The 26,987-nt window shown below is 68.5% G+C and carries 21 protein-coding genes; 5 read left to right on the forward strand and 16 right to left on the reverse strand.

Going from position 1 to position 26,987, the window contains the following annotated elements:
- Positions 1 to 39 precede the first annotated feature (39 nt).
- Positions 40 to 1,719, forward strand: coding sequence for a ferrous iron transporter B (locus PHLH3_RS09860; protein WP_173178800.1), 1,680 nt, complete (start codon positions 40 to 42; stop codon positions 1,717 to 1,719).
- Entirely contained in the window at positions 1,719 to 2,552 is an 834-nt protein-coding gene (gene nudC / locus PHLH3_RS09865) for an NAD(+) diphosphatase (RefSeq protein WP_213629055.1), read from the forward strand. The genes PHLH3_RS09860 and nudC overlap by 1 nt, the downstream gene beginning before the upstream one ends.
- On the opposite strand, the gene PHLH3_RS09870 is transcribed toward nudC, so the two are convergent.
- Positions 2,529 to 3,305, reverse strand: coding sequence for a TSUP family transporter (locus PHLH3_RS09870; RefSeq protein WP_213629056.1), 777 nt, complete (start codon positions 3,303 to 3,305; stop codon positions 2,529 to 2,531). The genes nudC and PHLH3_RS09870 overlap by 24 nt on opposite strands.
- Positions 3,306 to 3,404: 99 nt before the next feature.
- On the opposite strand from PHLH3_RS09870, the gene PHLH3_RS09875 reads away from it, so the two are divergent.
- On the forward strand, positions 3,405 to 4,055 hold the full coding sequence (locus tag PHLH3_RS09875; RefSeq protein ID WP_213629057.1) for a hypothetical protein: 651 nt from the start codon (positions 3,405 to 3,407) through the stop codon (positions 4,053 to 4,055).
- 76 nt (positions 4,056 to 4,131) lie between these two features.
- On the opposite strand, the gene PHLH3_RS09880 is transcribed toward PHLH3_RS09875, so the two are convergent.
- From PHLH3_RS09880 to PHLH3_RS09895, 4 genes are all read right to left on the reverse strand, one after another.
- Positions 4,132 to 4,899 carry an SDR family oxidoreductase gene (locus tag PHLH3_RS09880; protein ID WP_173178796.1) on the reverse strand — a complete coding sequence of 256 codons (768 nt, stop codon included), beginning with the start codon at positions 4,897 to 4,899 and terminating at the stop codon, positions 4,132 to 4,134.
- 25 nt (positions 4,900 to 4,924) lie between these two features.
- Positions 4,925 to 5,995 (reverse strand): phosphotransferase family protein, encoded by a 1,071-nt coding sequence (locus tag PHLH3_RS09885; protein WP_213629058.1) that lies wholly within the window; start codon positions 5,993 to 5,995, stop codon positions 4,925 to 4,927.
- Between the two features lie 208 nt (positions 5,996 to 6,203).
- Positions 6,204 to 6,518: an SCP2 sterol-binding domain-containing protein gene (locus PHLH3_RS09890; protein WP_021221784.1), complete on the reverse strand. Its 315-nt coding sequence runs from the start codon at positions 6,516 to 6,518 to the stop codon at positions 6,204 to 6,206.
- A 59-nt stretch (positions 6,519 to 6,577) separates the two neighbouring features.
- Entirely contained in the window at positions 6,578 to 7,288 is a 711-nt protein-coding gene (locus PHLH3_RS09895) for a histidine phosphatase family protein (RefSeq protein ID WP_213629059.1), read from the reverse strand.
- A gap of 209 nt (positions 7,289 to 7,497) precedes the next feature.
- Between PHLH3_RS09895 and sohB the strand changes: the two genes are divergently transcribed.
- Positions 7,498 to 8,523 (forward strand): protease SohB, encoded by a 1,026-nt coding sequence (gene sohB / locus PHLH3_RS09900; RefSeq protein WP_213629060.1) that lies wholly within the window; start codon positions 7,498 to 7,500, stop codon positions 8,521 to 8,523.
- Positions 8,524 to 8,560: 37 nt separating this feature from the next.
- Here sohB and PHLH3_RS09905 read toward each other — a convergent pair whose 3' ends face one another.
- A complete protein-coding gene (locus PHLH3_RS09905; RefSeq protein WP_173178792.1) occupies positions 8,561 to 8,998 on the reverse strand; it encodes a hotdog fold domain-containing protein in 438 nt (145 codons plus the stop codon).
- A 110-nt stretch (positions 8,999 to 9,108) separates the two neighbouring features.
- Here PHLH3_RS09905 and PHLH3_RS09910 point away from each other — a divergent pair, with 110 nt between their 5' ends.
- A complete protein-coding gene (locus PHLH3_RS09910) occupies positions 9,109 to 9,687 on the forward strand; it encodes a TetR/AcrR family transcriptional regulator (protein WP_213629061.1) in 579 nt (192 codons plus the stop codon).
- A gap of 506 nt (positions 9,688 to 10,193) precedes the next feature.
- Here the strand turns inward: PHLH3_RS09910 and PHLH3_RS09915 are convergent.
- The 10 genes from PHLH3_RS09915 to PHLH3_RS09960 form a co-directional block, all read right to left on the reverse strand.
- Positions 10,194 to 10,694 (reverse strand): DUF934 domain-containing protein, encoded by a 501-nt coding sequence (locus PHLH3_RS09915; protein WP_111261350.1) that lies wholly within the window; start codon positions 10,692 to 10,694, stop codon positions 10,194 to 10,196.
- Positions 10,678 to 12,336 carry a nitrite/sulfite reductase gene (locus PHLH3_RS09920; protein WP_213629062.1) on the reverse strand — a complete coding sequence of 553 codons (1,659 nt, stop codon included), beginning with the start codon at positions 12,334 to 12,336 and terminating at the stop codon, positions 10,678 to 10,680. The genes PHLH3_RS09915 and PHLH3_RS09920 overlap by 17 nt, the downstream gene beginning before the upstream one ends.
- 226 nt (positions 12,337 to 12,562) lie before the next feature.
- Positions 12,563 to 14,578 carry an SWIM zinc finger family protein gene (locus PHLH3_RS09925; RefSeq protein WP_213629063.1) on the reverse strand — a complete coding sequence of 672 codons (2,016 nt, stop codon included), beginning with the start codon at positions 14,576 to 14,578 and terminating at the stop codon, positions 12,563 to 12,565.
- Positions 14,575 to 15,699 carry a VWA domain-containing protein gene (locus PHLH3_RS09930; RefSeq protein WP_213629064.1) on the reverse strand — a complete coding sequence of 375 codons (1,125 nt, stop codon included), beginning with the start codon at positions 15,697 to 15,699 and terminating at the stop codon, positions 14,575 to 14,577. Before PHLH3_RS09930 ends, PHLH3_RS09925 begins: the two co-directional genes overlap by 4 nt.
- Positions 15,692 to 18,160 (reverse strand): DUF5682 family protein, encoded by a 2,469-nt coding sequence (locus PHLH3_RS09935; protein ID WP_213629065.1) that lies wholly within the window; start codon positions 18,158 to 18,160, stop codon positions 15,692 to 15,694. The genes PHLH3_RS09930 and PHLH3_RS09935 overlap by 8 nt, the downstream gene beginning before the upstream one ends.
- Before the next feature lie 3 nt (positions 18,161 to 18,163).
- A complete protein-coding gene (locus tag PHLH3_RS09940) occupies positions 18,164 to 19,261 on the reverse strand; it encodes an AAA family ATPase (RefSeq protein WP_213629066.1) in 1,098 nt (365 codons plus the stop codon).
- Entirely contained in the window at positions 19,255 to 22,971 is a 3,717-nt protein-coding gene (locus tag PHLH3_RS09945; RefSeq protein ID WP_213629067.1) for a DUF4132 domain-containing protein, read from the reverse strand. The genes PHLH3_RS09940 and PHLH3_RS09945 overlap by 7 nt, the downstream gene beginning before the upstream one ends.
- A 608-nt stretch (positions 22,972 to 23,579) precedes the next feature.
- Positions 23,580 to 23,804 carry a DUF2970 domain-containing protein gene (locus PHLH3_RS09950; RefSeq protein WP_111261356.1) on the reverse strand — a complete coding sequence of 75 codons (225 nt, stop codon included), beginning with the start codon at positions 23,802 to 23,804 and terminating at the stop codon, positions 23,580 to 23,582.
- Between the two features lie 52 nt (positions 23,805 to 23,856).
- Positions 23,857 to 24,894: an RNA methyltransferase gene (locus tag PHLH3_RS09955; protein WP_213629068.1), complete on the reverse strand. Its 1,038-nt coding sequence runs from the start codon at positions 24,892 to 24,894 to the stop codon at positions 23,857 to 23,859.
- A gap of 82 nt (positions 24,895 to 24,976) precedes the next feature.
- A complete protein-coding gene (locus tag PHLH3_RS09960) occupies positions 24,977 to 26,983 on the reverse strand; it encodes a methyl-accepting chemotaxis protein (RefSeq protein ID WP_213629069.1) in 2,007 nt (668 codons plus the stop codon).
- Positions 26,984 to 26,987 lie beyond the last annotated feature (4 nt).

The following is a 26,987-nucleotide window of genomic DNA, read 5'->3' on the forward strand; positions in this document are numbered from 1 at the left end:
TGCTGTACGAGAACTCCGCGCTGGAGGCGCGCTAGACGCATGGTCACTGGAGCCACTTCCCTGAGCCTGGTGCGCGACGAGCTGTTCGCCACCATAGAACAGGCCGAACAGAGCCTCGAGCAGTTCATCGTCGAACGGCAGAACGGCAGCCTGCTGCAACAGGCCGTGGAAAGCCTGCAGCAGGTACGCGGCACCCTGAATCTCATCGAGCTGACCGGCGCCGAACTGCTGGCCCAGGAAGTCCTGGACCAGGCGACCGACATTCCCGCCGGTGTCGGCGAGGAGCGCGACACCCAGCTGGCAGCCCTGAGCAACGCGCTCTACGTCCTGCGTCGCTACCTGGAGAACGTCGACGCCCATCGCCAGGAAATGCCCGAGCTGCTCCTGCCGGCGATCAACGAGTTGCGCCAGGCCGCCGGCCAGCCGGCGCTGCCTGAAAGTTTCTTCTTCAGCGTGCGCCTGGACCAGGCGCGCGTTCCCGCAGCCGCCAACCTGCCCGAGACCGGTGCCCAGGACCTCCTGGCCCGCCGCCTGCGGCAGATGTACCAGGTGGGCCTGCTGGGCTTCATCCGCGAGCAGAACCCCCAGGCCAGCCTGAAGCTCATGGGTCGCGCCCTCGGCCGTCTCGACAGCCTCTACGCCATCGACCCGCGCGCACGCCTGTGCTGGATCGGCGCCGCTGCCGTCGAGGCCGTTCTGGACGGCCAGCTGCTGCCGCGCAAGGCTCGCAAGCAGCTGTTCTCGCGCATCGACCGCGAGCTGAAGCAACTGCTGGCGAACGAGCTCTACGAGGCGCCCCGCAGCCTGCAGAAAGAGCTGCTCTACCTCGTCGCCCTGGCCGATACCCAGGGACCCCGTGCGAGCGAGCTGCGCACCGTCTTCGGCATGACCGCGCTGCCCTTCACCGACCACCTGCTGGAAGAGGAATACCAGCGCCTGGCCGGCCCGGGGCAGGCGGTGATGCGTTCCCTTTCCTCGGCCATCCGCGAGGAGCTGGCCAGCGTCAAGGATGTGCTCGACCTGATCGAGCGCGGTACCGCCCAGGCGGACAGCTTCGGCAGCCTGCACGCGCTGCTGGGCAAGCTGGCCAAGACCCTCGGCATGGTCGGCCAGACCTCCGCCGCCAATGCGCTCCACGCCCAGTTGCCGGTGGTGGCGGGCTGGAGCGAGGCGACGCCGGCCGCGCCCGAGTCCCTGCACAAGCTGGCGGACGCGGTGCTCTACGTGGAAAGCATGGTCGCCGACCTGGAGCGTGGCGAGCGCCGCGAAAGCCGCCAGGCCGCCGCCCAGGCGATGACCGAGTCCGAATCCTTCGCCCAGCACCAACTGACCGAGGCGCGCATCGTGGTCATCGACGAGGCCCAGGCGGGCCTGGCCATGGCCAAGCGTGCGATCACCGCGTACCTCGAGTCCAACGGCGACAAGCTGCACCTGGCCAACGTGCCCCTGACCCTGCAGGCGGTGCGTGGCGGCCTCTGGTTCCTCGGCCAGGAGCGTGCGGCGCTGCTGGTGGGCGCCTGTGGCGATTTCATCCAGAAGGACATGATCGAAGCGCCGCAGATGCCGTCCGAGCAACTGCTGGAAACCCTGGCCGATGCGCTGACCAGCCTCGAGTACTACCTCGAGGGCGGCGGCGTGCTGCGCCCCGACGCCCAGCCGAGCGTGCTCGACCTGGCCGCCGAGAGCGTGCGCGCCCTAGGCCTGTCGGTGGCCGCCTGATGGCTGGCGAACGCTGGCAGCCCGGCCTGCTCGATGCCGGCCGCACCGGTGGCTGGGCCCTGGCCCACTGCCGCCAGCAGTTCCTCGCCGATGGCAATGGCGTGCTGTTCCCCCGGGAATGGCTGAAGCGCCAGGACCTGCCGATCCTCTCCGAACACGGCATCGGCCATTTCGATGGCGACGAGATCTACCTGCTTGAGCTCTCGAGCACCGCCGATGTACCCGGCAGCGCCTGGGTCGGCCTGCGCCAGTTGATGATGCAGGGCGATCCGGACACCTTCCGCATGCTCGGCTTCGCCACCCAGATCGGCACCTGGGCCGACCACCACCGCTTCTGCGGCAGCTGCGGCGCACGCATGAGCCAGGTGAGCGGCGAGCGTGCCATGCATTGCCAGAGCTGCGGCGTGCACCATTACCCGCGCCTGTCGCCGAGCATGATCGTGCTGGTGACCCGTGGCGACGAGCTGCTGCTGGCGCGTTCGCCACGCTTCGTCAGTGGCGTCTACAGCACCCTGGCCGGTTTCGTCGAGCCGGGCGAGTCGGTGGAGCAGTGCGTGGCGCGTGAGGTGCGCGAGGAAGTCGGCGTGGAGATCGCCACGCCGCAGTACATCGGCAGCCAGAACTGGCCCTTCCCGCATTCGCTGATGCTCGGCTTCCACGCCGAGTACGTCAGTGGCGATATCGTCCCGCAGCCCGGCGAGATCGAGGATGCCCAGTGGTTCTCCATCCATGACCTGCCGCCGTTGCCGGCGAGCAAGTCCATCGCGCGCTACCTGATCGACCTCTACCTGGCGCGCCGCCTGGGCCACTCAGAACCAGTGCTGCCAGGCTAGCCGCGCAGTCAGCGCCAACACCACGCAGATGAACACCGGGCGGATGAACTTCGCCCCGCCGCTGATGGCCGTGCGTGCACCGAGGAAGGCGCCCGCCATCAGGGCGACGCCCATGCAGATGCCCAGCAGCCAGGCCACCTGGCCACCGACCACGAACACCGCGAGTGCCACGCCGTTGCTGACGAAGTTCATGGTGCGGGCCACGCCGCTGGCGCGCACCAGGTCGAGGGGGTAGAGCAGCAGGCTGCTGACGGTCCAGAAGGCGCCCGTGCCGGGGCCGGCGACGCCATCGTAGAAGCCGAGGCCCAGGCCCTGGGGCCACTGGCGACGGCGGGGGATCGGAGCGTCCGTGGCGTGCTGGGCGTCCGGCACCTTGCCGAACAGCAGGTACAGGCCGCAACCGAACACCACGACGGGGAGCATCTGGTTCAGCCAGTGGGCCGGCAGCCAATGGGCGATGACGGCGCCGATGGCCGCGCCCAGGGCCGTGGCGATCAGCGCCCCGCGCCATTTGGCCGGCTCGAACAGCTTGCGCCGGTAGAAGGTGTAGCTGGCGGTGGCCGAGCCGAAGGTGGCGCACAGCTTGTTGGTGCCCAGCACCAGGTGCGGCGGCAGGCCGGCGGTGAGCAGGGCGGGGATGGTCAGCAGGCCCCCACCACCGGCGATGGCATCGATGAAACCGGCGAGAAAGGCGACCGCCGCCAGCACCAGAAGGGTGACGGGGTCGACGGCGAAGTCGAGAGGGAAGGGCATAAATGCTCGATCTGTGTCCGATTGCGCAGCGCGGCAACTGGTCGCTGCGCCGGGAGGTCCGCATAATGCCGGCTATTTTGCACAGAAGGAAAGGGTTCCATGCAGTACGACGGCCTGGCCTGGGGCATTGCCCTGCTGGCTCTACTCGCGGCGGTGGTCGCCGCGCGCATCCTCTTCGATCGCAGCTGGTTCCTCGGCTGGTTGCGCGGCACCGTCGGGCTGGCATTCCTCGCCCTGGCGCTGCTGGTGGGCACCGTGGCCTGGGACCTGACGCGCTACGAGCCGTTGCATGCCGACAAGCCCATCGTCACCCTCAACTTCAAAGCCCTCGGCCCGCAACGCTACGAGGTGACCCTGCTGGAGGGAGGCAACGAGCGCAGCGTGCTGCTGGACGGCGACCTGTGGCAGCTGGACGCGCGTCTGCTGCGCCTGAAGGGCCTGGCCGAGCTGATCGGGCTGCAGCCGGGCTACCGCCTGGAGAAACTCTCCGGCCGCTTCCTCGCCATCGAGGAGCAGCAACTGGCTCAGCACCCCGAGGCGGAGCTGGCCGTCAGCCCCTATGGCATCGACCTGTGGCGCTGGCTGCGGCTCAACCAGCGCGACCTGTTCCTCTTCGATCCGCAGGCGCAGCGGGTGACCTACCTGCCGATGGCCGATGGCGCGGTCTACTCCGTCGCCCTTTCGCCCACCGGCCTGCTGGCCCAGCCGCTCAACCCGGTCGCCACCCAGGCACTCAAGGACTGGCGCTGATCGCCTCGCACCACCCGTGTCGATGCACAAACGAAAAGGGAGCCCGAAGGCTCCCTTTTTCATGGGCGGGGTTTCCTCAGGAGAGGAAGCCGCCGTCCACGTTCAGTGCCACGCCGGTGGTGTAGCTGGAGGCATCGCTGGCGAGGTACAGCACGGTGCCGGCCATCTCGCTCGGGTCGGCCACGCGTTTGAGCGGGATGCGTTGCAGGGCGACGTTGAGGATGGCGTCGTTCTTGGTCAGGGCCGAGGCGAACTTGGTGTCGGTCAGGCCCGGCAGCAGGGCGTTGCAGCGGATGCCGAACTGCGCGCATTCCTTGGCGAAGACCTTGGTCATGCTGATGACGGCGGCCTTGGTCACCGAGTAGATGCCCTGGAACTCGCCCGGGGAGACGCCGTTGATGGACGCGACGTTGATGATGCTGCCACCCCCGTTCTGCTTCATCAGCTTGCCGCCTTCGATGGACATGAAGTAGTAGCCGCGGATGTTGACGTCGACGGTCTTCTGGAAGGCCGACAGGTCGGTGTCCAGCACGTTGCAGAACTGCGGGTTGGTGGCGGCGTTGTTGACCAGGATGTCGAGGCGGCCGAACTGTTCGCGGATCTGCGCGAAGACGCTCTGGATCTGTTCCATCTCGCCGATGTGGCAGGCGATTGCGGTGGCCTTGCCACCCTCCGCGATGATGGCGTCGGCGACGGCCTGGCAGCCGTCGATCTTGCGGCTGGAGACGATCACGTGGGCGCCCTGCTGGGCCAGCAGCTTGGCGATGGCCTCGCCGATGCCGCGGCTGGCGCCGGATACGAAGGCGATCTTGCCGTCGAGGTCGAACAGGTGGGTCTTGGACATGGGGTTCCCCTTGTTGTGAGCCGTGTTACAGCCGTGATTTGCCGATGACCTGCAGGCTCATCTGCTCCAGCAGCTTGTTCATGTGGATGAACTGTGCGAAGCGCTTGTCCTGGGTCTGGCCGTGGAAGAAGCGGTAGTAGATCTGCTGCACGATGCCGGCCAGGCGGAACAGGCCGTAGGTGTAGTAGAAGTCGAGGTTGCTGATCGGCGGCAGGCCGGCGCGCTCGGCGTAGTAGTCGGCGAACGCCTGGCGGGTCAGCATGCCGGGCAGGTGGCTCGGCTGGCGGCGCATCAGCTGCACCGGTGCCGGGTCGGCGGCCTCGATCCAGTAGGCGAGGGTGTTGCCCAGGTCCATCAGCGGGTCGCCGATGGTGGTCAGCTCCCAGTCGAGCACACCGATGATGTTCATCGGGTTGGCCGGGTCGAGGATCACGTTGTCAAAGCGGTAGTCGTTGTGCACGATCGCCGGCTTGTGGTGGTCGGCCGGCATCTTGTCGCGCAGCCAGGCCTTGACCGGCTCCCAGGTGGGCGCGTCGGGCGTCAGGGCCTTCTCGTAGCGGTCGCTCCAGCCACCGATCTGGCGCTGCACGTAGCCTTCCGGCTTGCCCAGGTCGCCCAGGCCACAGGCGTTGTAGTCGACGTTGTGCAGCTCGACGAACTTGTCGATGAAGTTCTTGCACAACTCGCGGGTCTTGGCTTCGTCGAGGTTCAGCTCGGCCGGCACGTCGGCCCGCAGGATCACGCCCTTGACCCGGTCCATCACATAGAACTCGGCGCCGATCACCGACTCGTCGGTGCAGTGCACGTAGGCTTTCGGGCAGTAGGGGAAGCCGTCGTTGAGCTGGTTGAGGATGCGGAATTCGCGGCCCATGTCGTGCGCGGACTTGGCCTTGTGGCCGAAAGGCGGCCGGCGCAGGACGAACTCGCGCTCCGGGTACTCCAGCAGGTAGGTCAGGTTCGAGGCGCCACCGGGGAACTGGCTGATGCGCGGCGTGCCGGTCAGGCCGGGGATATTGGCCTTGAGGTAAGGATCGATGGCTGCGGCGTCGAGCTCTTCGCCTTCGCGGATGCGGGTGGACTGATCAGTAAGCGTCATGCTTATCCCTTCTACTTATGATGAGGGCCCGAGATTATTCGCTAATCTAATGCCGCCCCGAGGGCGTCACAAGGGCGAAGGGCCGTTATAGGCAGGCGTGTTGCAGCACAATCAAACTGCCTGATTAGCCCGGATTCACCTGCGCCGGGCGAAAAAAAACCGGAGCCCTGGGACTCCGGTTTCCTTTGTTCCTGGCCAGCTCGAAAGCTTAGACCGGGAAGAGCTCGCCGAGCTTCATGGCGAGCATCATGTCGCCTTCGGCGCGCAGCTTGCCGCCCATGAAGGCCTGCATGCCGTCGGTTTCACCGGTCATGATGCCGACCAGGGTCTCGGTGCTCATGATCAGGGTGACGTTCGGGTTCGGGGCGTCGCCTTGCTGTACGTCGCAGGTGCCGTCCTTGACGACCAGGTAGTGGTTGTCGCCATCTTCGATGTTGAACTGGAATACCAGGTCCAGGCCAGCGGCGGCACCGGCGTTGAACTTGGACTGCATGTTTTTGACGATGTCAGCAACTGTGGTCATGGTTCTATCCTTTATTTTTCAGGTTTTTCTAGCGGCCCGAGAGCCGCAGTGGGCCGGGCTCATCGGTAGGTGATGAGTTCCGGCGCCCTCAACAGTTCCAGATGCACATGACTGTTGAAGGAAGCTAGCGCCACTTCGCTGCCACGGAACTTGAGGCGCGAGAGCGAAGTATTGACGATCTGCCAGTTGAGTTCGAATGCGCGGTCCGCCGGCACGCCGGCCACATGGTGGAGCAGGGCGGTGATGGTACCGCCGGAGGTGAAGACCGCGATGTTCTGTTTGCTTTCGGCGTGTTGCAGCACACGTTCCAGCCCGCCCGCGACCTGGTCGTGGAAGGCCTGCCAGCTCTGCAGCTCGGCGTTGTCGTAGTCGCCCGCCACCCAGCGCAGCACCAGCCTGGAGAACAGGCGCTGGAACTCGGCGCGGTTCTGTGGGGCGTTGCGCATGATGTGCAGGGCTTCGGGCTCCTGCTCCAGCAGGCTGGGCAGCAGCGCACGGATCACGGCGTCCGCGTCGAATTCGTTGAAGGCCGGGTCGGTGTCCACGGCGGGGGCGGCGAGGCCGGCGGCACGCAAGCGCGAGAGCGCGGCTTCGGCGGTGTGCTGCTGGCGCTGCAGGCTGCCGGCGACGCAACGGTCGAGGTTCAGTCCGAGGCCGGCGAGATGGTCGCCGAGGACTTCGGCCTGGCGAACTCCGACGGCGGAGAGCACGTCGTAGTTATCGGCGCCGAATGAAGCCTGGCCATGTCGGATCAGGTAGATGCTGCCCACGTACGCTGCCGTCCCGGGACGTTGAAAGTTTCGCGAGGTTATGGGGAAGCTCTGGGGCTGTCAACGAAAAAACATACGCTTGTTTGAATGCATTCCCGCTATTTATTAAGCGGTTTTTCCGTCTCTGGTGGATGACCGATGGGGGCGGGTATGCTTGGCCGGTTTCGCGCCTGCCACAGCGGGCGACAGTCGATCCCAAAGGGGGTGTTGTGGAGTTCTTAGCCGATTACGCGAGCTTTCTCGCCAAGACGATAACGCTGGTGGTGGCCATCCTGGTCGTCCTGGTGGCGATAGCCGCCGTGCGCGGGCGAGGGCGTCGCGTGGGCAGTGGCCAGCTGGCGGTGACCAAGCTCAACGATTTCTATAAAGGCCTGCGCGAGCGCCTGGAGCACTCGCTGCTGGACAAGGACCGCATCAAGGCCCAGCGCAAGGAAGAGGCCAAGGCCGCCAAGGCGGCGAAGAAGGCCGGCGAGCAGAAGCCGCGGGTCTTCGTCCTCGACTTCGATGGCGATATCAAGGCCTCGGCCGCCGAGCAGATGCGCCACGAGATCACCGCGCTGCTGACCCTGGCCACCCCCGCTGACGAAGTGGTACTGCGCCTGGAAAGCGGCGGCGGCATGGTGCACAGCTACGGCCTGGCCTCCTCGCAGCTGGCGCGCATCCGCCAGGCGGGCATCCCGCTGACCGTGTGCGTCGACAAGGTCGCTGCCAGCGGCGGCTACATGATGGCCTGCATCGGCGACAAGGTGCTCTCCGCGCCCTTCGCCATCCTCGGCTCCATCGGCGTGGTGGCGCAGCTGCCCAACGTGCACCGCCTGCTGAAGAAGCACGACGTCGACTTCGAGGTGCTCACCGCCGGCGAGTACAAGCGCACCCTCACCGTGTTCGGCGAGAACACCGAGAAGGGCCGGGAGAAATTCCAGGAAGACCTGGAAACCACCCACGAGCTGTTCAAGAACTTCGTCGCTCGCTACCGCCCGCAACTGGCCATCGACGAAGTGGCCACCGGCGAGGTCTGGCTGGGCATGGCCGCACTGGAAAAGCGCCTGGTGGATGAGCTCAAGACCAGCGACGAGTACCTGGCCGAGCGCGCCCGCGAGGCCGACCTGTTCCTGCTCAACTTCATCGAGAAGAAGAGCCTGCAGGAGCGCTTCGGCCTGGCCGCCAGCGCAGCCGTCGACCGGGTGTTGCTGAACGGGTGGGGTCGCCTCAGCCAGCAGCGCTTCTGGCAGTGAATGAAAGAGGCCCGGAGCGATCCGGGCCTCTGCGCTTTCACGCCTTGCTCAGGTACATGGTGATCTCGGCGCGCAGCACGGCGGTGTCGCCGACATAGGCCATCACCGGCACCTTGACGTCGCCCAGCACCGACCAGTCCACCGCGCTGCCATCGGCCACGGCGCGCACGTCGCCATTGGCCTTGGCCAGGTATTCCACCGTCATGCCGCGGGGAATCCAGCGGGTGCCGGCGGGGATGGAGGCGTCGGTCATGGTGCCGGCCACCAGCTCGGCGGCGTTGCACAGCGCGATGGCGTGCACGGTGCCGATGTGGTTGAGCACCTCGCGGCGCTTGGGAAAGGTGATTTCGGCGTAGCCCGCGCGCAGTTCGACGAACTGCGGGGCGATGCTGGCGAAGTAGGGGGCGACCTGGCCGATCATCGCGCTGAACTGCGCTGCACCGGCCTGCTGGAACATCTGCAACATCTGGCTCATGGGTTCCGATTCTCTCGTGAGTGGATTGAAGATGAGCGCGCGCCGCAGCAGTATACGAATATTAGAAAAGAATTCTAGAATTATATTCTAGTCATTTCACCGGGAGTTCCATGGCTCGTTCCTCGCGCAAAGACGACATCCTCCAGGCCGCCCTCCGGTGCTTCACCGAGGAAGGCGTGGACGCCACCACCATCGAGATGATCCGCGACCGCTCCGGCGCCAGCATCGGCAGCCTCTACCACCACTTCGGCAACAAGGAGCGCATCATCGGCGCGCTTTACCTCGCCGGGGTCGGCCAGTACGCCGCGCTGCTGCAGGAGGGGCTCGCCAGGGCCGCCGATGCCGAGGCCTGCGTGAAGCTGCTGGTCACCGCCTATATCGACTGGGTGGTGGCCAACCCCGATTGGGCGCGCTTCGTCCTGCACAGCCGCTCGCGGGTGGAGGCGGGGGAGGTGGGCGACCAGTTGCGCGAAGCCAACCGGGAACACCACGCGCGCATCCTCGCGGCGCTGCAGGCGTACCGTGAAGCCGGCGCCCTGCGAACCCTGCCCGAGGACTGCTTCGCCTCGGTGGTGATCGGTCCGACCCACGACTTCGCCCGCAACTGGCTGGCCGGCCGCACCCGCACGAGCCTCGCCGACTGCCGCGACCTATTGGCCCAGGTGGCCTGGGAAAGCGTGCGCGCCTGAAAGAGCGTTCCGTGTGATCCGTAGGTTGGGCTGAGGTACGAAGCCCAACATCGCGAGGCCGGGCATCGCACCGTTGGGCCTCGTTGCGCTCGGCGCCAACCTACGAATCTGCACCCAACTCGAACCACGATGCCGACCGGGGTGTAGGTTGGATGGCGCTCCTTTCATCCACCAGGCGGTGCTGCAGGGAGGCGTGGAGTCAAGGCAGCCCTGCGGCCTGCTTGGCGACTGAAGTCGCCCCTACAGGCTGTGTTTGGCCTGTAGCTCGGGTGCGAGCCGGCGTTTGCGGTGATGGGTTTCGCTACGCTCTACCCATCCTACGGCGCCGAGCCAACCCAGATGCGTGGGGTGGATGACGCTCTTTTCATCCACCAACGATGTTTGGACGGGCACATGATCCGCCCCATGAAACGGCGTGCGTCCCGGGCTGAAGCCCGGGCTACGTTGGCCGGTTCGCGCCCAAGAAAAAGCCCCGCAGGTGCGGGGCTTTTTCTTGGCTACGCAGCTCAGGCCGAGCGGCGGCGGAACAGCGGCAGGGGCTGGTCGCTGGACGCCTGGTAGACCTCGGAGTAGTCCTCGAACGCCTTGAGCGCGTCGTAGGGGTCCTTGTCCGCACGCAGGGCGAAGGCATCGAAGCCGCAACGCTTGAGGGCGAACAGCTGGTCGCGCAGCACGTCGCCGATGGCGCGCACTTCACCCTTGTAGCCATAGCGCTCGCGCAGCAGGTAGGCGGTGGAGGAGTGGCGGCCGTCGGTGAAGGCCGGGAAGTTCAGGGCGATGACCTTGAAATTGTCCAGCTGGTCGGCGATCTCCTCGATCTCCTCGTCCGCGTCCAGCCAGACGCCGAGGCCACCGTCGCGGGCCTTCAGCGCATGGGCGTGATCACGCCACAGGGACAGCGGCACGATCAGGTCGTCGCAGTTGGACAGGCCGTCGAGGGTCGCGTCCTTGTCCAGCAGGTGCCAGGTCTCGTCGATGACCTGGTTGTTCTTAATGATTCGCTGCATAAACGCGCTCCTTGAAGGGGTCGATGCCGATGCGGCGATAGGTGTCGAGGAATTGCTCTTCCTCGGTGCGCTTCTCCACGTAGACGTCGATGATCTTCTCGATCACGTCGGGCATGGCTTCCTGGGCGAAGGACGGGCCGAGGATCTGCGCCAGGCTGGCGTCGCGGCCGGCGCTGCCGCCGAGGGACACCTGGTAGAACTCCTGGCCCTTCTTGTCCACGCCGAGGATGCCGATGTGGCCCACGTGGTGGTGGCCGCAGGCGTTCATGCAGCCGGAGATGTTCAGGTCCAGGTTGCCGATGTCGAACAGGTAGTCCAGGTCATCGAAGCGACGCTGGATGGCTTCGGCCACCGGAATGGACTTGGCGTTGGCCAGGGAGCAGAAGTCGCCGCCCGGGCAGCAGATGATGTCGGTCAGCAGGCCCACGTTCGGCGTGGCGAAGCCCAGCTCGCGCAGCTCGTTCCAGAGGGTGAACAGCTGGGCCTGCTCGACGTCGGCGAGGATGATGTTCTGGTTGTGGCTGTTGCGCACTTCACCGAAGGCGTAGCGGTCGGCCAGGTCGGCGACGGCATCCAGCTGCTTGTCGGTGATGTCGCCGGGGGCGACGCCGGTGGGCTTGAGCGACAGGGTCACGGCGGCGTAGCCGGGGCGCTTGTGGGCGATCACGTTGCGCTGGCGCCAGCGGGCGAAGCCCGGGTGCTCGGCGTCGAGCTGGGCGAGGGCGGCGCTCTGGTCGTCCAGGGCCTTGTAGGCCGGGTCGACGAAGTGCCTGGACACGCGCTCGACTTCCGCCTCGGTCAGGGTGGTCGGGCCGTCCTTCAGGTGCGCCCACTCGGCGTTGACGCGCTCGGCGAACACCTCGGGGGTCAGCGCCTTGACCAGGATCTTGATGCGCGCCTTGTACTTGTTGTCCCGGCGGCCGTAGCGGTTGTACACGCGCAGGATGGCGTCCAGGTAGCTCAGCAGGTGCTGCCAGGGCAGGAATTCGTTGATGAAGCTGCCGACGATCGGGGTACGGCCCAGGCCGCCGCCGACGGAGACGCGGAAGCCCAGCTCGCCGGCTTCGTTCTTCACCGCTTCCAGGCCGATGTCATGCACTTCGATGGCGGCGCGGTCGCTCACGGCGCCGTTGACGGCGATCTTGAACTTGCGCGGCAGGTGCGAGAACTCGGGGTGGAAGGTGGACCACTGGCGGATGATCTCGCACCAGGGGCGCGGGTCCACCAGCTCGTCATGGGCGACGCCGGCGAACTGGTCGGTGGTGGTGTTGCGGATGCAGTTGCCGCTGGTCTGGATCGCATGCATCTGCACGGTGGCCAGCTCGGCGAGGATTTCCGGCACGTCTTCCAGCTCCGGCCAGTTGAACTGGACGTTCTGGCGGGTGCTGATGTGGGCGTAGCCCTTGTCGTAGTCGCGAGCGATCTGCGCCAGCTTGCGTACCTGGGTGGAGGAGAGCAGGCCATAAGGCACCGCCACGCGCAGCATCGGCGCGTAGCGCTGGATATACAGGCCGTTCTGCAGGCGCAGGGGGCGGAACTCCTCGCCTGAGAGTTCCCCGGCCAGGTAGCGGCGGGTCTGATCGCGGAACTGCTTGACGCGGTCCTCGACGATCCGTTGATCGTACTCGTCGTATACGTACATGAAATGTCCTGTTGTCAGGCTGCTTACAGCTTTTCTGCGCGCACGGCCGCGCACTCCTGTCGGAGCCGGGGGAAGATACCAGTTCAGGTTTATGCGCAAAAGTGATGTTTGAGTATATGTAAAGAACTGGAATGCATAAGCGAGGAGCCGAGCATAACCACGCTGCGCGCCCGCTGGGACCCAGGCGGGAATGGTTCTCGACTGGTGGTTCCAGCCGACGCCGGCCCTAGCCCAGCGCCAGCAGCCGGACCATCAGATGGCTGCTGGCCAGCAGCGCTTGCGGGTGCACTTCGGTGGGCTCGCGCAATCGCCGCAGGTGCTGGGCGAGCAGGTCGACACCTGCGGCGCGGGCCAGTGTTTCCTGCTGCTGGAGCACCTCGCGCTGGTGCCGGGACAGCTGCTGGCGCCCGCAACTGGCAAGGGACTCCAGCACGTCCAGCGCCGGCTCCACCAGGCGCGCGGCCAGGCTGGGCGCTTGCGGAGCGATGGCGGTGGGGCGCTGGCGGTCGAGCAGGCGCTGGATGCGCTCGAACAGCCGCCTGTTGAGGCTGAGGCCACCCCGGATCACCGATTCGAAATCCAGTGACAGGCAGCGCAATTCACCGTTGTCGGCGATCAGCAGGGCCAGCGGCTCCAGGGTGCGGCGCCGGCCATCCATCCAGGGACGCACCAGCACCGCACGGATGTCGTCGCGGGCCTTCTGGGCGCGCTCCAGGTTGTCCAGGCGATCGCGACGCTCCGCCGTGCAGGGCAGCTCCAGGGTGATGGCCTCGCCCTGGTCGTCCTCCAGCGTCCAGCACAGCGCCTGGCGCACCTCGTCGAGCACCGCCTCGTGGCAGCGGGCCGGGCGCAGCAGCAGGCTGGTCGGGGCCTCGGCGCTGAGCGCGGCGCTGTCCTCCAGATGTTCGCGCAGCGCGCTCCAGCGCCCGATGCCCAGGGTGCCGAGGCGCGGGTCGTGAACCGCCCAGTGCGGCTGGGCTTCGCTGCGGGTATCGCCATGGCTGGCCAGGCGTCCGTCGTCGGCCTGGCGGGGCGAGAGGAGGCGCAGCGGCGACCGGCACAGCAGCTGCGGCGTGGATTTCCACAACGCCTGCTGGCTCCAGGCCGATTCGCGGCGAAAGCCCGGGTCGCTGTTGTCCGGGCGTGCCAGGCTGGCTTCGCGCACTTCACCTTCCTCCAGGTCCCAGAATGCCAGGGTCAGGCCGCGCGCGCCGCCGGGCGTGGTCCACCAGTGCCCGCCCAGGGGCAGCAGGTCGAGCGTGGCGCCCGCCTGGTAATCGCGACGCAGGCGGCCACGCAGCGCGGGCAGGCGTTGGGCATCGGCCTGTTGCAGGGCGGCTGCCAGGGCGTGCACCTGGGCCATCTGCACCAGGACCTCCCGTTCGCCGATGTGGTCATCGCGGTCGGCAAGGCGGCCGATCTGCCCGCCCAGGGTGCGCAACTGGGCGGCGAGACGCGGCAGCCCCTCGGTGCGGGCGGACAGGTTGAGCATGCGCAATTGCACGGCGCTGGCCTGGCTGGCGTGGGACAGCCCCTGGCGCAGCAGTTCCTGCAGCAGCGCATGGAGGCTGGCGAGCAGGTCGCGCTCCGCCGGGTTCAGTTGCACGGGGTCGAGCACTGGCGCGTCGCTGTCGGCCGGCCAGTCCCAGGGCTGGCCCTGTCCCTGGAACAGCAGCGCCAGCGCGGCCAGGTGCAGGGCCTTGCGTTCGTTTTCCCGGCCCTCCGAAAGCATGCCGTCGAAGCCGCCTCCGGCCAGGTAGATGGCCTCGCAGGCCAGCGCCGGCAGGTGGATGACCAGCCGCCGGCCGTGGCTCTGGTGGCGGGCCTCGCCCAGCTCCCCCAGCCATTGCCGGGCCTTGCGCGTGGCCGCCTTGCCGGCCTGCTTCTGCAGCTGCTGCGGATCCAGCGCCAGGGCCTCGCGCAGCGCGATGTCGGCATCTTCTGCCGGCGCTTCTTCGCCGGCGGGCGCCGTGGGGTGTTCACGCAACCAGATCACGGCCGCGAGGATGTGCTTGCAGCAGCCGTTGGCGGGGCAGGTGCAGCGCGCCGCGTCGATGCCGGTCGCATCCAGGCGTACCTGTTGGCCATCGGCTTCCACCAGGCCGCCCCGCTCGTCGTTCTCCAGCCAGCGCAGCTTGCCGGCCTCCACGTCCTTGGTGGCGCGGCGCAACAGGCCGGCGTTGGCCAGCACCTCCAGCGCGGCATCGTCGTAGCTGCGGTAGCGGTCCTGCCAGGCGCTCATTGCATCACCTCGGCCAGCCACTGGGCGAAGTGCTCCGGGGTCAGCGCGGCGATCTGCATGCCGCGGTCGGCGAGGCGTTGCCCCATGGCCGGGTCGTAGACCGGCTGGGCGCCGTCATCCAGGGCGGCGAGGCCCAGCAGCCTGACCCGCGCTTCGTTGAGGCGTGCCACGCAGGCCAGCAGCGGGCCCACGGCGGCGCCTTCCTCGAAGTCGCTGATCAGGGTGAGCACGGTGCGCTGCGGGTTCTCCACCAACTGCTCGCAGTAGCGCATGGCCTTGCCGATATCGGTGCCGCCGCCCAGTTGCACGGTCAGCAGCACTTCCACCGGGTCGTGGGCCAGGTGGCTGAGGTCCACGGCCTGGGTGTCGAACAGCACCAGGCGCACGCGCACGCTGGGCAGGCTGGCGAGAATGCTGGCGCAGATGGCGCTGTACATCACCGAGTCGAGCATCGAGGCGCTCTGGTCGACGCAGAGGATGATGTCCCAGGGCAGTTGCCGGCGTACGCGGGCGTTGAAGCGCGGCGATTCGATCAGCAGGCGCTTGCGCTGCGGGTCGTAGTGCTTGAGGTTGGCGGCGATGGTGGCGCGCCAGTCGAAGTTCTGCGCGTTCTTCACCAGCGAGCGGCGGAAGCGGTTGCGCCGCCCGTGCAGGGCGTTGGTGAAGCGGTTGCGCAGGCGCTGGAGGATCTCCTCCACCACGCGGGTGATCAGCTGGCGTACGGCATCGCGGGTTTCCGCGCCCAGGCGCCCGCGCACGCCGAGCAGGGCCTTGGCCAGCGCCGGGCTGGGTTCTAGGGTGGCCAGGCTGGCGGGATCGGTGAGCAGCGCACTGATCTCGTAGCGCTCGATGGCCTGCACCTGCAGGCGCTCGAACGTCGAACGGGGGAACAGCGTGCGCGCCTGCTCCAGCCAGTTCAGGGCGGTCAGCTGGCTGTCGTCCAGCGAGCCGCCGCGCCCGCCCTGGACGTGGCCGCGGCGCTGGTATTCGCGGTTGTAGAGGTAATCGAGGGTCTTCTCCAGGCGCGCATCGGCGGCGTCGAACTTCGCTTCATGCAGCGCGCGGTCGGCGTAGCGGCCGAGGATCAGGCGCCAGCGCCGCGCCGCTTCGAGGTCACTCATGGTGAGGCTCCTGGGCCCAGGCCAGCAGCCCGTCGCGCTCCAGCGAGCGCTTGAGCGCCAGCTGCAGGGCGGCGCCGGCGAGCAGGTCGTGGCTGTCGAGTTCGTGGTGGGCGCTGTCGAGTGCGGCCCCGGTGATGCCGTTCAACTGCGCCAGGTGGTCGGCCAGGCGCCCGGTTTCGCGGGGCTTGAGGCGGGTGAAGGCGAGGCGCAGGTCCGGCAGGTGACGGACGAAGGTGGCCTCGTCCCAGTCCGCCACCAGGGCGTTGAGCCGGTGGGCCAGGTCATCCACCCGCAGGATCAGCTCCGGTGCGGCCTGCAGCAGCCCGTTCAGGTAGCGCACGGCGCCTTCGCTGTCGGCACCGGTGCCGAAGCGCCGTTGCAGGGCGTCGGCCAGTTGCTCCTCGCTGCTGCGCCCGTCGATGAACCGCAGCGCGTCGAGCGCCCCGGCGATGCCGGCGGGGGCCACCGTCTGCAGGCGGTCGAGCGTCTCGTGGAGCGATGCCTCCTGCAGGGCCAGGCCGGCCTGGCTGCCGCCCAGGTGGAGGAACTCGCGCAGCCCGAGCAGGGTGTCGGTGGCGGCGCTTTCGCGTTCGGCTTCACAGGTGGCGAGGCCGGGTAGCAGGAACAGGGCGGCGGGGAGGATGCGTCGCAGCAGCGCCGGGAGTTGCGGGTACTCGTCCAGGCCGAGCAGGTCGCGGCCGCGCCAGAGGTGCAGCAGGCGCTGGCCGCAGGTCACCACGGAGGCCAGCTCCGGGTCTTCGTCCAGGTGCTCGGCCAGGCGGTCGAACAGCCGTGGCATTTGCTCGCCGAGGCCGATCGACCCGGCTCGGGCGAGCAGTTGCGCAGCGCGGCTGGCACTGCGGCCCTGGCCGCTGGCCTGCAGCGCCTGCTCTTCATCCAGCAGGCGGCGGATGGCGACTTCCCGCAGGCTGCTGCCCAGCTCGGAGCGTTCGATCAGGCGGGCCTCGACCACCGGTGACCAGGCGTAGTCCCACTCCTCGAAGAGCAGGTCCAGCCCGGTGCCGTTGACGAAGTCCGGGCCGCCCTGGTGGCGGGCGAAGCCGCTGTCCAGGTAGGCCATCAGGTGCAGGAAGCGGCTCCGCGCGCGGTGCCGGGGCTTGCGGTAGAGGTCCAGTCGGGCGCGGCGCTGGAGGCTGTCGCTGAGGTCGAGGCGGTGGCCCAGGGCCAGGCGCCGGGCTTCTTCCACCAACGGGGGTGCCAGGCTCGATGGGGGGATGTCGCCCAGGCGGTTGCCGCCCAGCTGGTTCTTCACGGCGTCGAGGAAGGCGGCCTGGCCGTCGTCCAGGCTGCCCTTGACGAAGCAGGAATGGATGGCGTCGAGCAGGTCGTAGCGCCCCGGCCCGGGGTGCTGGCGCAGGGCGGCGAGGCCGGCGGCCTGTTGCGCGGCCTGGCTGACGCTGGCGAAGGACAGGGCGTCGGCCAACTGCCGCTCGCGGGTTTCGGCGGCGATGGCGCTGAGGATGCGCGCGGCGATGCGTTGGCGCGCCAGGGCGTCGGCCGGGTCTTCCAGCAGTGCCTCCCAGACCCGCTGGTGGTAGGCCGGCGAGGGCATGCCCGAGGCGTAGCCGTTAAGGGCGTCGAGGCGGTCGAAGCTGTAGCGGATCAGCCAGGCCTGGCTCTCGCCGTCGGCGGCGGGCGTGGGCGCCGGCGGGCTGTCGCTGGCCAGGGCCTCGACCAGGGCCAGGGTGTGGAAACCGCCGGTGACCACCAGCAGGGGGCCGTCGCAACGCGACCGCCAGTCGCGGATGCAGGCGAGCATGTGCGCCTCGCGGGGCAGGGAGCCCTCGGCGGCGAGCACGTCGTCCTCGTAGTCGAGGCGCGCCATGGAGCACCAGGCGAAGGCGTCGCCGAACAGCGTGCGCCAGTCCTGCAGGGCACCGTGGCTGCGCAGCTCGAACAGGTGCTCCCAGAGCTCGTCGTGGTCACGGCAATGGGCTTCGCGGGCCAGCGCCGCGAGGTAGGCGCTGTGGGCCAGGTAGCGCTCGGCCATCAGGCTGCGGCTCTGCTGCGGGTCTTCCTCCACGGCCACCTGGCGGGCCCAGGGCAGGTCGATGAAGGCCAGCCGTGCGCCGAGGCGATGGCCTTCACGCAGGGCCTGCCATTCCGGCGAGTAGTCGCAGAAGGGGAAGAACGCCGAGCGCGGCGGCGCGTCCGCCGTGGCGCCGCTGCGGTGCTGGGAGAGGATCGCCAGGGGCGGGCGGCTGCGCGGGTCGAGCAGGTCGGGGATCAGGGCGTCGAAGTCGGCCGGCCCTTCGATCAGCACCGCCGCCGGGCGCAGTTCGTCCAGCTGCGCGCGCAGGGCGAAGGCACAGGCCGGGCTGTGGTGGCGCAGCGGCGCGAAGTGCACGCCGGCCGCGGCCAGCGCCTGGCGGTTGCGCTCGGCGGCCTGCAGCCGCGCGGGCAGGCGCGGATCGGCGGCGGGGCTCGATTCGGGCGGCATGGGTCAGTCCAACAGGCCCTTGCTGGCGTCGAAGAAGTGCTTCCACTGGCCGTCACGGCGGGCGCGTTCGCGCACCACGCTGTCCAGGTAATGGCGCAGGCGCTTGGCGTCGTCGCGGTTGTCCTTGAACACCACGCCGAGCAGCTGCCGCGCCAGCTCGGCCGGGCCCAGGCGGCCGTCGCCGAGGTAGCGGGCCTCCAGCGCGGCGGCGTAGGCCACGCTGACCGCCTCGGCGGTGGACATGACCGCGTCCGACGCCTTGATCGCGGTGCCCTCGCGGGTGGTGCCGCCGCGCAGCTCCTGGAACACGGTGACCAGCAGGCCGATGACGTCGCGCTCGACCACCACCTTGCCGGCCTCCTCGCCCAGCTCCCGCAGCAGCTGGCGCATCACCAGTTCCACCTCGAACTCGCCGTCGGCGATGGGGCGCACCGTCTCGAAGTTGAAGCGGCGCTTGAGGGCGGCGGACATCTCGTGCACGCCCCGGTCGCGCAGGTTGGCGGTGGCGATCAGGTTGAAGCCGGGGCGGGCGTGCAACCGCCCGGTCTCGCCCAGCTCGGGGATCATCATCTGCTTTTCCGAGAGCAGGGAGATCAGCACGTCCTGGATTTCTGGCGGGCAGCGGGTGATCTCCTCGAAGCGCACCAGCTTGCCCTGGCTCATCCCCTGGTGCAGCGGCGAGCCCACCAGGGCGCGCGGGGTCGGGCCCTCGGCCAGCAGCAGGGCGTAGTTCCAGGAGTACTTGATGTGGTCTTCGGTGGTGCCGGCGGTGCCCTGGATGGTGAGCATCGAGTCACCGCTGATGGCGGCGGCGAGCAGCTCGGAGAGCATCGACTTGGCCGTGCCCGGTTCGCCCACCAGCATCAGGCCCTGGCGGCCGAGCAGGGTGACGATGGCGCGGTCCACCAGGGCATCGTCGCCGTAGAACTTGCGGCTGACGCCGAGCGCCTCGTCCCCGAGGATGAAGCGTCGCACCGAGCGCGGCGAGCGCAGCCAGCCGGGCGGCAGGTCGGCGCCGGCCTGCTGGTCGGCCTGGGCCAGGCGTTGCAGTTCCTCGGCGAAATGCTGTTCCGCAGCCTGGCGGAGAACGGTGCTTACCATGGGGTCTTCTTCTCCCACTGGGGATCGAAGCCGACGCAGGCATCGGCGGCGGCGCGGTAGTCGGCATAGGTTTCGGCGAGCAGGACCGGCGGGATGTCGGCCAGCGGCAGGCTGTCGCCACCGGACCAGCGACGGCCCATCTTCTCGAAGGAGAGCCGGGTCAGCGCGGCGGGGACGTTCTCCTCCGGCAGGCAGTTGCCGGTGAAGCCGATGTTCACGCGCAGGCCCAGGCTGTTGAATTCCTTGAAGTAGTGGTCGAAGAAGCCGCCGTCCTCGGCGGCCGCGCGCTGGTAGCCGAGCTTGGTCAGCGTGCCGCGCAGGGTGAAGGTGTCGCTCAGCCAGCCCAGGCGGTCGCCGATGGCGTTGCCGCTCTCCTGGTCGGCGACGGCTTCGGCGCTGATCTCCGGCAGCTGGCGCGACATCTGCGCGAACAGCGGCTTGACCTTGTAGTCCTTGAAGTGGCGGACCCAGGCCTTGGCCGTCTCGGCGTCCACCAGGGCGGCGTGGGCGAGGCGCACGAGGCTGCCGTCGGCCAGCTCCACCTCGTCATCGTCGAGGTCGATCAGGCTGCCGTCCTCGGTGGGGCGGAACAGGCGCGTCGCACCCTCGGCGCCCACTTCGGCCCAGACCAGGCGCTGCAGCAGGTGGCGCATGATCGGGTGCTGCTGCAGGTACTCGCGCCATTCCGCCACGGGCCACAGGCGCGCCGCGCACATGGCTTCGTAGAGGCGCTGGCTTTGCAGGTCGATCACCTGCTTGAGCTCCTTCTTGCTGGTGGAGAACTGCGTCTTGGCTTCCTTGATCAGCGCCGGGTCGTCGCTCTTGCGCGGCTCCGGCAGGGCCTTGACCACCTTGCCGTCGGGGTTGCACAGCTCCAGCTTGAGTGCGGCATCGAGGCGCGCGGTGAACAGGCGCTCGCCGTACTGCAGGGCGAGCACGCCGTTTTCGTCGAAGCCGGCGCTGGGGATGGTGCGGTCGGCCAGTTCGTCGGCGCTCCAGCCGTTGCGCTGGGCGATCTGCTCCACCAGCTCGCGGGCGCGTGTCTGTACCGAGGCGGTGCGGTGGCGGCGGGCGATGGACAGCAGCAACTGGATCACCAGCGGCTCGTTGCTGTTGGCGGCGGCGCTGAGCATGGCTTCGATCTGCGAGCGGCGCGGGTAGTGGTCGCGCATGTAGGCCTGGATCAGGCTCACCTGCTCGTGGCCGGTGGTGTGCCAGGTGAGGGCGAGGATGCCCTTGTCGGCGATGGCGCTGCCCAGGTAGGTGCCCAGATGCTCGCGCTTGAGCGATTCGAAGGCCTGTTCCTGGGTGATGTCGGCGTATTCGGGCGAGTACTTCGCCCAGGCCTGGTAGTTCTGCATCTGCCGCGCGACATTGGCCTGGGCGTAGGCGATGGCCTCTTCCAGGGTCGGGTTGCGGGTGTCCTGGGCGATGAAGGCCAGCAGCAGGCTCTTGCCCAGGGTGTTGCGGCTGGCGGGGGCCAGGCGCTCCAGGTAGCGGTTGAGCAGGCCGTTGCCGGCGGGCTCCTTGAGCTTGCAGGCGAGGATCACCCACCAGCGCAGGATGGCCGGCTCCACCGGGGTGCCGTCGAGCCACTGGCAGGCGGGCAGGTGGTCGAGGTCGAGCCAGGCGAGGCTGGCCGGCGGCTTGGCCTGCAGGCCTTTGTGCGCCTCGGCCAGCAGCACGTCCGGGGCCAGGTGGCCGGAGATGTCTTCGCCGAGGCTTTCCAGGGTGGTGAGCAGGGCGGCGCGCACGGTTTCGCGCTTTTCCTTGGCCAGGGTCGCCTTCAGCGCGGGAATCGCCTCGCGGTAGCCCAGGCGCTGCAGCCATTCGGCGGCCAGGGTGCGGATCTCCTGCTTGCTCGATGCCAGGGCTTCCACGGCGCGGTCGCCGATGTCCGGCAGGGTCTCCAGCAGTTGCTGGGCTTCGGCGCGGTTGGTCTTGCTGCTGCCCAGGGCCAGCTCCAGCAGCACGGGGATGAAGCGCGCCGGCAGGACGGGGAACTGCTCGAGCAGGGTCAGCGTGGTGGCCACGCTGTAGCTGTAGCGGCCCGGAGCGGGGCGCAGGCCGAAGGCCTCTTCGATGAACTCGGGGTGCTCGGCGAAGAAGGGCCAGACGCGCTCGGGGGCGATCTGCCCGAGGGGCGAGTTCCAGGCGAAGCAGATATCCGCCGTGGCCCGGGCGGGGTCGTCGTGGCCGCAGCGCTGCAAGGCGTCTTCCAGGGTGCGCAGGTCGAGGCGTTGCAGGGCGTCGCCCTTCAGCCAGTCGGCTACCTGGTACCAATTGAAGTGGCGGTTGCTCGGGGCGCGGAGGACATGCAGCAGGTTGACCTCGGCGTTGGCGGCCAGGCGCCCCTTGTATTGCAGCACCGCGTCGATGCCGGCCGGGGTCTTGCCGCGCGCGCCGCCGTTGAGGCGTTCCAGGGCGTCACGCAGGTCGGACTCGCCGAGTGCCTGGAGCGACTTGTAGGTCTTCTGCCGCCAGTCCCACTTGCGCTTGTGCTCGAGGTTCTGGCGTACCTCCTCCTCGGCGGCGAGGCGGCTTTCCTCCAGCAGCTCGGCGAGGTTCTGCCGCAGCAGCTGCAGGACGGCATCGCCCAGTCGGACTTCGGGGCAGCGCTCGAAGTCGCCGGCCTCGGGCAGCTCTTCCTGCAGGGCGCGGGTCTGGCTGTCCAGGCGTGCCAGGGCACTGGCCAGTGCCTGTTGCACGGGCTTGGAACTCTCCACCTCCAGGCGGGCCTGCAGCAGGGGGCGGGCTTCTTCGCCTGCGCGGGCGAGCATGTCGGCGGCCTGGGCGCGTTCGGCGTTGTTTCCTGCTTCCAGCAGCTGCTGCAGGTGGGAGAGCTTGACCTGCAGCGGCAGTGTCTCCACCTGGGGCGCGGCTTCGGCGCGGACGCTCTTGGCGGCGCTCACCGCCAGGCGCACCAGTACGTCGGCGTAGGCGTCGGCGAGGGTGCGCTGGCTGCCGAGCAGCTTCACCAGGGTCAGGCAACCGCTCGCCGACAGCCGCGAGGGCAGGGCGCGGGTGCTGGAGGGGTGCTGCAGCAGGTATTCGCCGGTGCCGGGCAGGTTGGGCAGCGCGGCGAGGTCGCGCCAGTGGTATTCGTTGAGGTCGCGGCGGTCGAGGATCAGCAGCAGGGCGTCGTCGGCCGGCAGGTCGTCCACCGCCAGCAGGCGTACCAGCAGGTCGAGGTTCCAGTGCTTGCGCAATTCCTCGCCGTGCTTGTTGCCGAGGTTCTTCAGGGTCGTGTGCAGGGCGTCGACCGCCAGGTAGATGAGCCAGTCGGGCACCTTGGCGATGCGCACCAGGTTGGCGCCCTGGCAGGCGGCTTCGAGCACCTTGCCGAAGCGGGCGAGGGCGAGCACGTCGGTCCCGGGGGTTACGACATAGAGCCGGGCGCGGGCGTTGGCGGCGGCGTTGATGCGCTTCTTGTGCTTCTGCGCGTCGTTGCGCAGGTTGCCGGAGGGGTGCCACCAGCCCAGCGTGGCGGGCATGTCGAGGAGCACGACGGCCTCCTCGGCCGGCACCTTGCGCAGGTCGAGCAGGACGCCTTCGTCCTGGCCGCTGAGCACGTGGGTGGCGGCGCGCTCGGCCAGGCCGGGCACCAGGATGTCGAGCACCTCGAGGCTTTCGACGACGTGCTTGGCAAAGGGCGTGGCCGGGGTGGAGGTGGTGGAAAGGCCGATTTTTTCCAGCAGCTTCTGAAACATGGTGAACCTGTCCTTGGCGATGCGGTGCCCGATGGTAATTCATCGGGGCGGTTCAAGGCCTCTGTCACGGGCGGTCCAATGTGCATTTCTGTTGCTCAGCTCATGTTTTTCCGGCGCGGGGCCATCCTGGGGATGTGCGAGGTCGATGGGGTGGCTTGAGAGGTTGAAGGTCCTGGTCTTAACTCGTGGACGTAGCGCCCATAACCACAACAAGGGGATGCCATGAGCGATCACACCGAGGAATCCAGTTCTGACAGCGGCATCGACGCTGTCGCCATCTTCTGCCTGATCCTGATCGCGGTGGCCACCGCGGTGTTCTGGGTCAGCCACCAGTAACCGACCCGCCGCCCCCTCTGGCAGCCAGCCACGGAACCCCGCAGGGCGTTGCCGCCCTGCGCGGGTTGCAGGCGGTATCCATGGGCTCCGTCTGTTTTGGTTGTTGCGGATTCAACGAGCTCGGGCACGGTGCCTTTCGGCTATGCATGGCACCCTGCCACGACCACCGCGTGGGTTTCGCTTCGCTCTACGCCACGCTACGGATGCGCTGCGCGCGCATCGATGACGACTCTGGTCAGGCGTGAGGGCTCCCGATGCCCTCAGTCGGGGCGTCAGAGCCCGGCGAGGTGCAGCACCAGCTTGACCACGCCGAACAGCGTCAGCGCGAAGACCAGGGTGAAGAGCACCCCGAGGATGATGAAGTGGCTGGGCTTGCCGCGGCTGAAGTCGCGCGAGCGATTCTTGCCGCTCTGTACCCCGAAGGCGGCGGCCGCGACGCTGTGCAGCATCTCGCGGAACGTCAGGGGGCGTTGGTTTTCGTCGTTGCTGTCGTCCATGGTGCACCTCCGTGGGGCACAAGCTTAGCTCGCCCCCGGCAGGCTGCCCGGATCAACGTGCGCGATGCAGCAACTGGCGGGTATCGAGCGTCCCGGCGCGGGCGCGCAGTTGGCCGCAGCCTCCGTCGATGTCCTGGCCGGCGGAGTTGCGCACCTTGGTCAGCACGCCACGGCTGTGCAGGTAGCGCACCAGTTCGACGATGCGTTCGCCGCCCGGGCGCTGGTAGTCGTCGGCTTCCAGGCTGTTGTAGGGAATGAGGTTCATCACCGCGAACTTGCCCTTGAGCAGGCGCAGGATGCCGTCCGCTTCCTCCAGGCTGTCGTTGATGCCGGCGAGCAGCGTCCACTGGTACTGGATGGGGTAGTCGGTGGTACGGGCGTAGGCCTCGCCCAGCTCGACCAGTTCCTCGGGGCTGATGCGCGGCGCCTTGGGCAGCAGGCGCTCGCGCAGCTCGGCGCGGCTGCTGTGCAGCGACAGCGCCAGGGCCGGCTTCACCCGTTGCTGCGGCAGGCGCTCGAACACCCGGGGGTCGCCCACGGTGGAAAACACCAGGTTCTTGTGGCCGATGCCGCCGTCGGTGCCCAGCAAGTCGATGGCCTCCAGCACGTTGTCGAGGTTATGGGCCGGCTCGCCCATACCCATGAACACCACCTTCTTCACCTTGCGATAGCGCCGCGCCAGGGCTACCTGGGCGACGATCTCCAGGCTGCCGACCTGGCGCAGCAGGCCGCTCCTGCCGGTCATGCAGAACACGCAGCCCACGGCGCAGCCGACCTGGCTGGAAACGCACAGGCCGTCGCGCGGCAACAGCACGCTTTCGACCATCTGGCCGTCGGCCAGGCCTACCAGGAGGCGCGCCGAGCCGTCGGCGGCGGGGTGTTCCGAGCGCAGCCGCGCCAGGTTGTCCAGCTCCTCGGCCAGGGCCGGCAGGCCTTCGCGCACGCTGATGGGCAGGAAGTCCTGGGCCTGCTGGCGCAGGGTGCAGGCGTCGAGGGGCTTGCCCTGCAGCCAGGCGCGTATCACCCGGCCCTGGTGGATGGGCTTGGCGCCGAGGGCGGCGAGGCGGTCGTGCAGGTCTTGGATGCGCATGGGGCGCGAATCCTACCACCGGCGTTGGCGCTTAAGTAGGGGCGCCCTGCCAGCGCAGGCGCCCCTCTGCGTACCGCGTCCTTCAGCGGCCCCGGCTCAGCTCCGCCAGGCGCGTCGCCGACTGGCGCATCGCCTGGCCGAGGGCGTCGAGGTCGACGGCATCGCGGGCGTTCTCCTCGCTGGCCGAGTGGATGCGCACCGCCAGTTCGTTGATTTCCTGGGTCACGTGGCTCTGTTCCTGGGCGGCGACGGCGATCTGCTGGGCGCGCTGGGAAATGTCGTCGAAGCTCTGCACCGTGGTGGACAGCGCCGCGGCGGCGCCTTCGGCTTCCTCCACCGCGTGGCGGGTGCGTGCCTCGCCGGCCTGCATCGCCTGTACCGCCTGGCGCGAAGCCTGCTGCAGGTTGGCGATCATGCCGCTGATCTCGTTGGCCGAACTCTGGGTCTTGGCCGCCAGGGAGCGCACCTCGTCGGCCACCACGGCGAAGCCGCGCCCCTGCTCGCCGGCCCGCGCGGCCTCGATGGCGGCGTTGAGGGCCAACAGGTTGGTCTGCTCGGAGATGGCCTTGATCACGTCCAGTACGGCGCCGACCTGCTGGCTGTCCTGCTCCAGGCGGGCGATCACGGTAGCGGCCGCCGCCATTTCGCTGGACAGCGACTGGATGGAGCGGCTGTTGGAGGCGACCTTCTGCTGGCCGTCGTTGACCACGGCCTGGGAGCGTTGCGCGGTGTCGGCGCAGTCGTTGGTGTTCTGCGCCACTTCGTTGGCACTGGAGGACATCTCGGTGATGGCCGCCGCCAGTTGGGTGTTCTCCTGGCGCTGCTGTTCGGCGCGCTGGAGCAGGGCGCCGCTGAGGCGGCCCAGGCTGGTGGCTTCGTCCTGCAGGCGCCGGGATTCGTCGGCAATCACCTGGAGCATGCCCTGCAGCCGGCCGGCGTACTGGTTGACCGAACGGCGCAGGCCGCCGATCTCGTCGTCGCGGAGGATGGTCAGCGCGCCGCCATGGCCCTGGCCGCTGCCGAGTGCGTCGATCTGTGCGGTGGTCTCGCCCAGTTGCTCGAGGATCTTGCGCCCGGCCAGCCAGACGAAGAACAGCAGCAGGCCGAGCAGCGGCAGGAGGAAGGCCAGCAGTTCATAGGTGAGCGCCTGGGCGAGCCCGGTGACCCGTGCCCTGGGCGTGACCAGGCCGACGGTCCAGTGGGTTTGCGGCATGACGAAGAGATTGGCCTGGCTGGCTTCGCCGAGCACCGCGTCGTCATCCAGGGTCACGCTGGCGGTGCCACCGGAGCCGAGCTTGCGGCGGGCTTCCGCCAATGGCGCCAGCCAGGCTTCGCGACCGGCGAGTTCGTCGAACTTCTGCATGCTGGCTTCGGCGGCGCTGCCCGGCAGGGGGAAGAACAGGATGTTGCCGGCCGGGTCGAGGGCGAAGGCGTAGCCCCCGGTGACCTTGCCCTGGTCGCGGAGGAAGGCGGCCAGGTCGTCGAGGCGCAGGTCGATGGTGCTGACCCCGGCGAAGCGGCCCTGCAGTTTGTACGGCACGCTGCAGGTGACCATGGGCACCTTGCTCACCGGGTCCTGGTAGGCCTCGGACCAGACGCAGGCATTGCCCGCTGCGCTGCGCGCGCCGGTGTACCAGGCGTCGTTGTGGTAGCCGGGGCCGTCGGGCTTGTTGTAGTCGTCGGAGTATTCCAGCGCGCCACCGGCGCCACGGGCCCAGAAGAAGCTGCGGCGGGCGGTGCCGTCGGCGAAGGCGTTCGGCTCCGGCCAGATGCCGCCGCCGGCGATGGCCGCATCGCCGCCGTTGTCGATCAGGTTGGGGAAGTTGTCGCGGTACAGCGCCTCTTCACGGGGCAGGACCTCGGCCAGGTGCGCCATGCCGACGGCCAGGCCTTCGATGCCGGCCAGCTTGAGGCCGAGCTGGCGGACGATGGCGCTGCCCGTCTGCTCGATCAGGGCGTTGCTTTCCGCCACCACCCGCGGCTGGCCGCGGAACACCATGATGGCGAAGACGGCGAGTGCGGTGAGCAGCAGGAGAAAGATCGCGCCTAGGGTCAGGCGGCTGGAGATGCGGTCAGGCAGCAGAGACATTCGG

The organism is Pseudomonas sp. Pc102 (genome assembly GCF_018408275.1).
Taxonomy (GTDB): Bacteria; Pseudomonadota; Gammaproteobacteria; order Pseudomonadales; family Pseudomonadaceae; genus Metapseudomonas; species Metapseudomonas tohonis.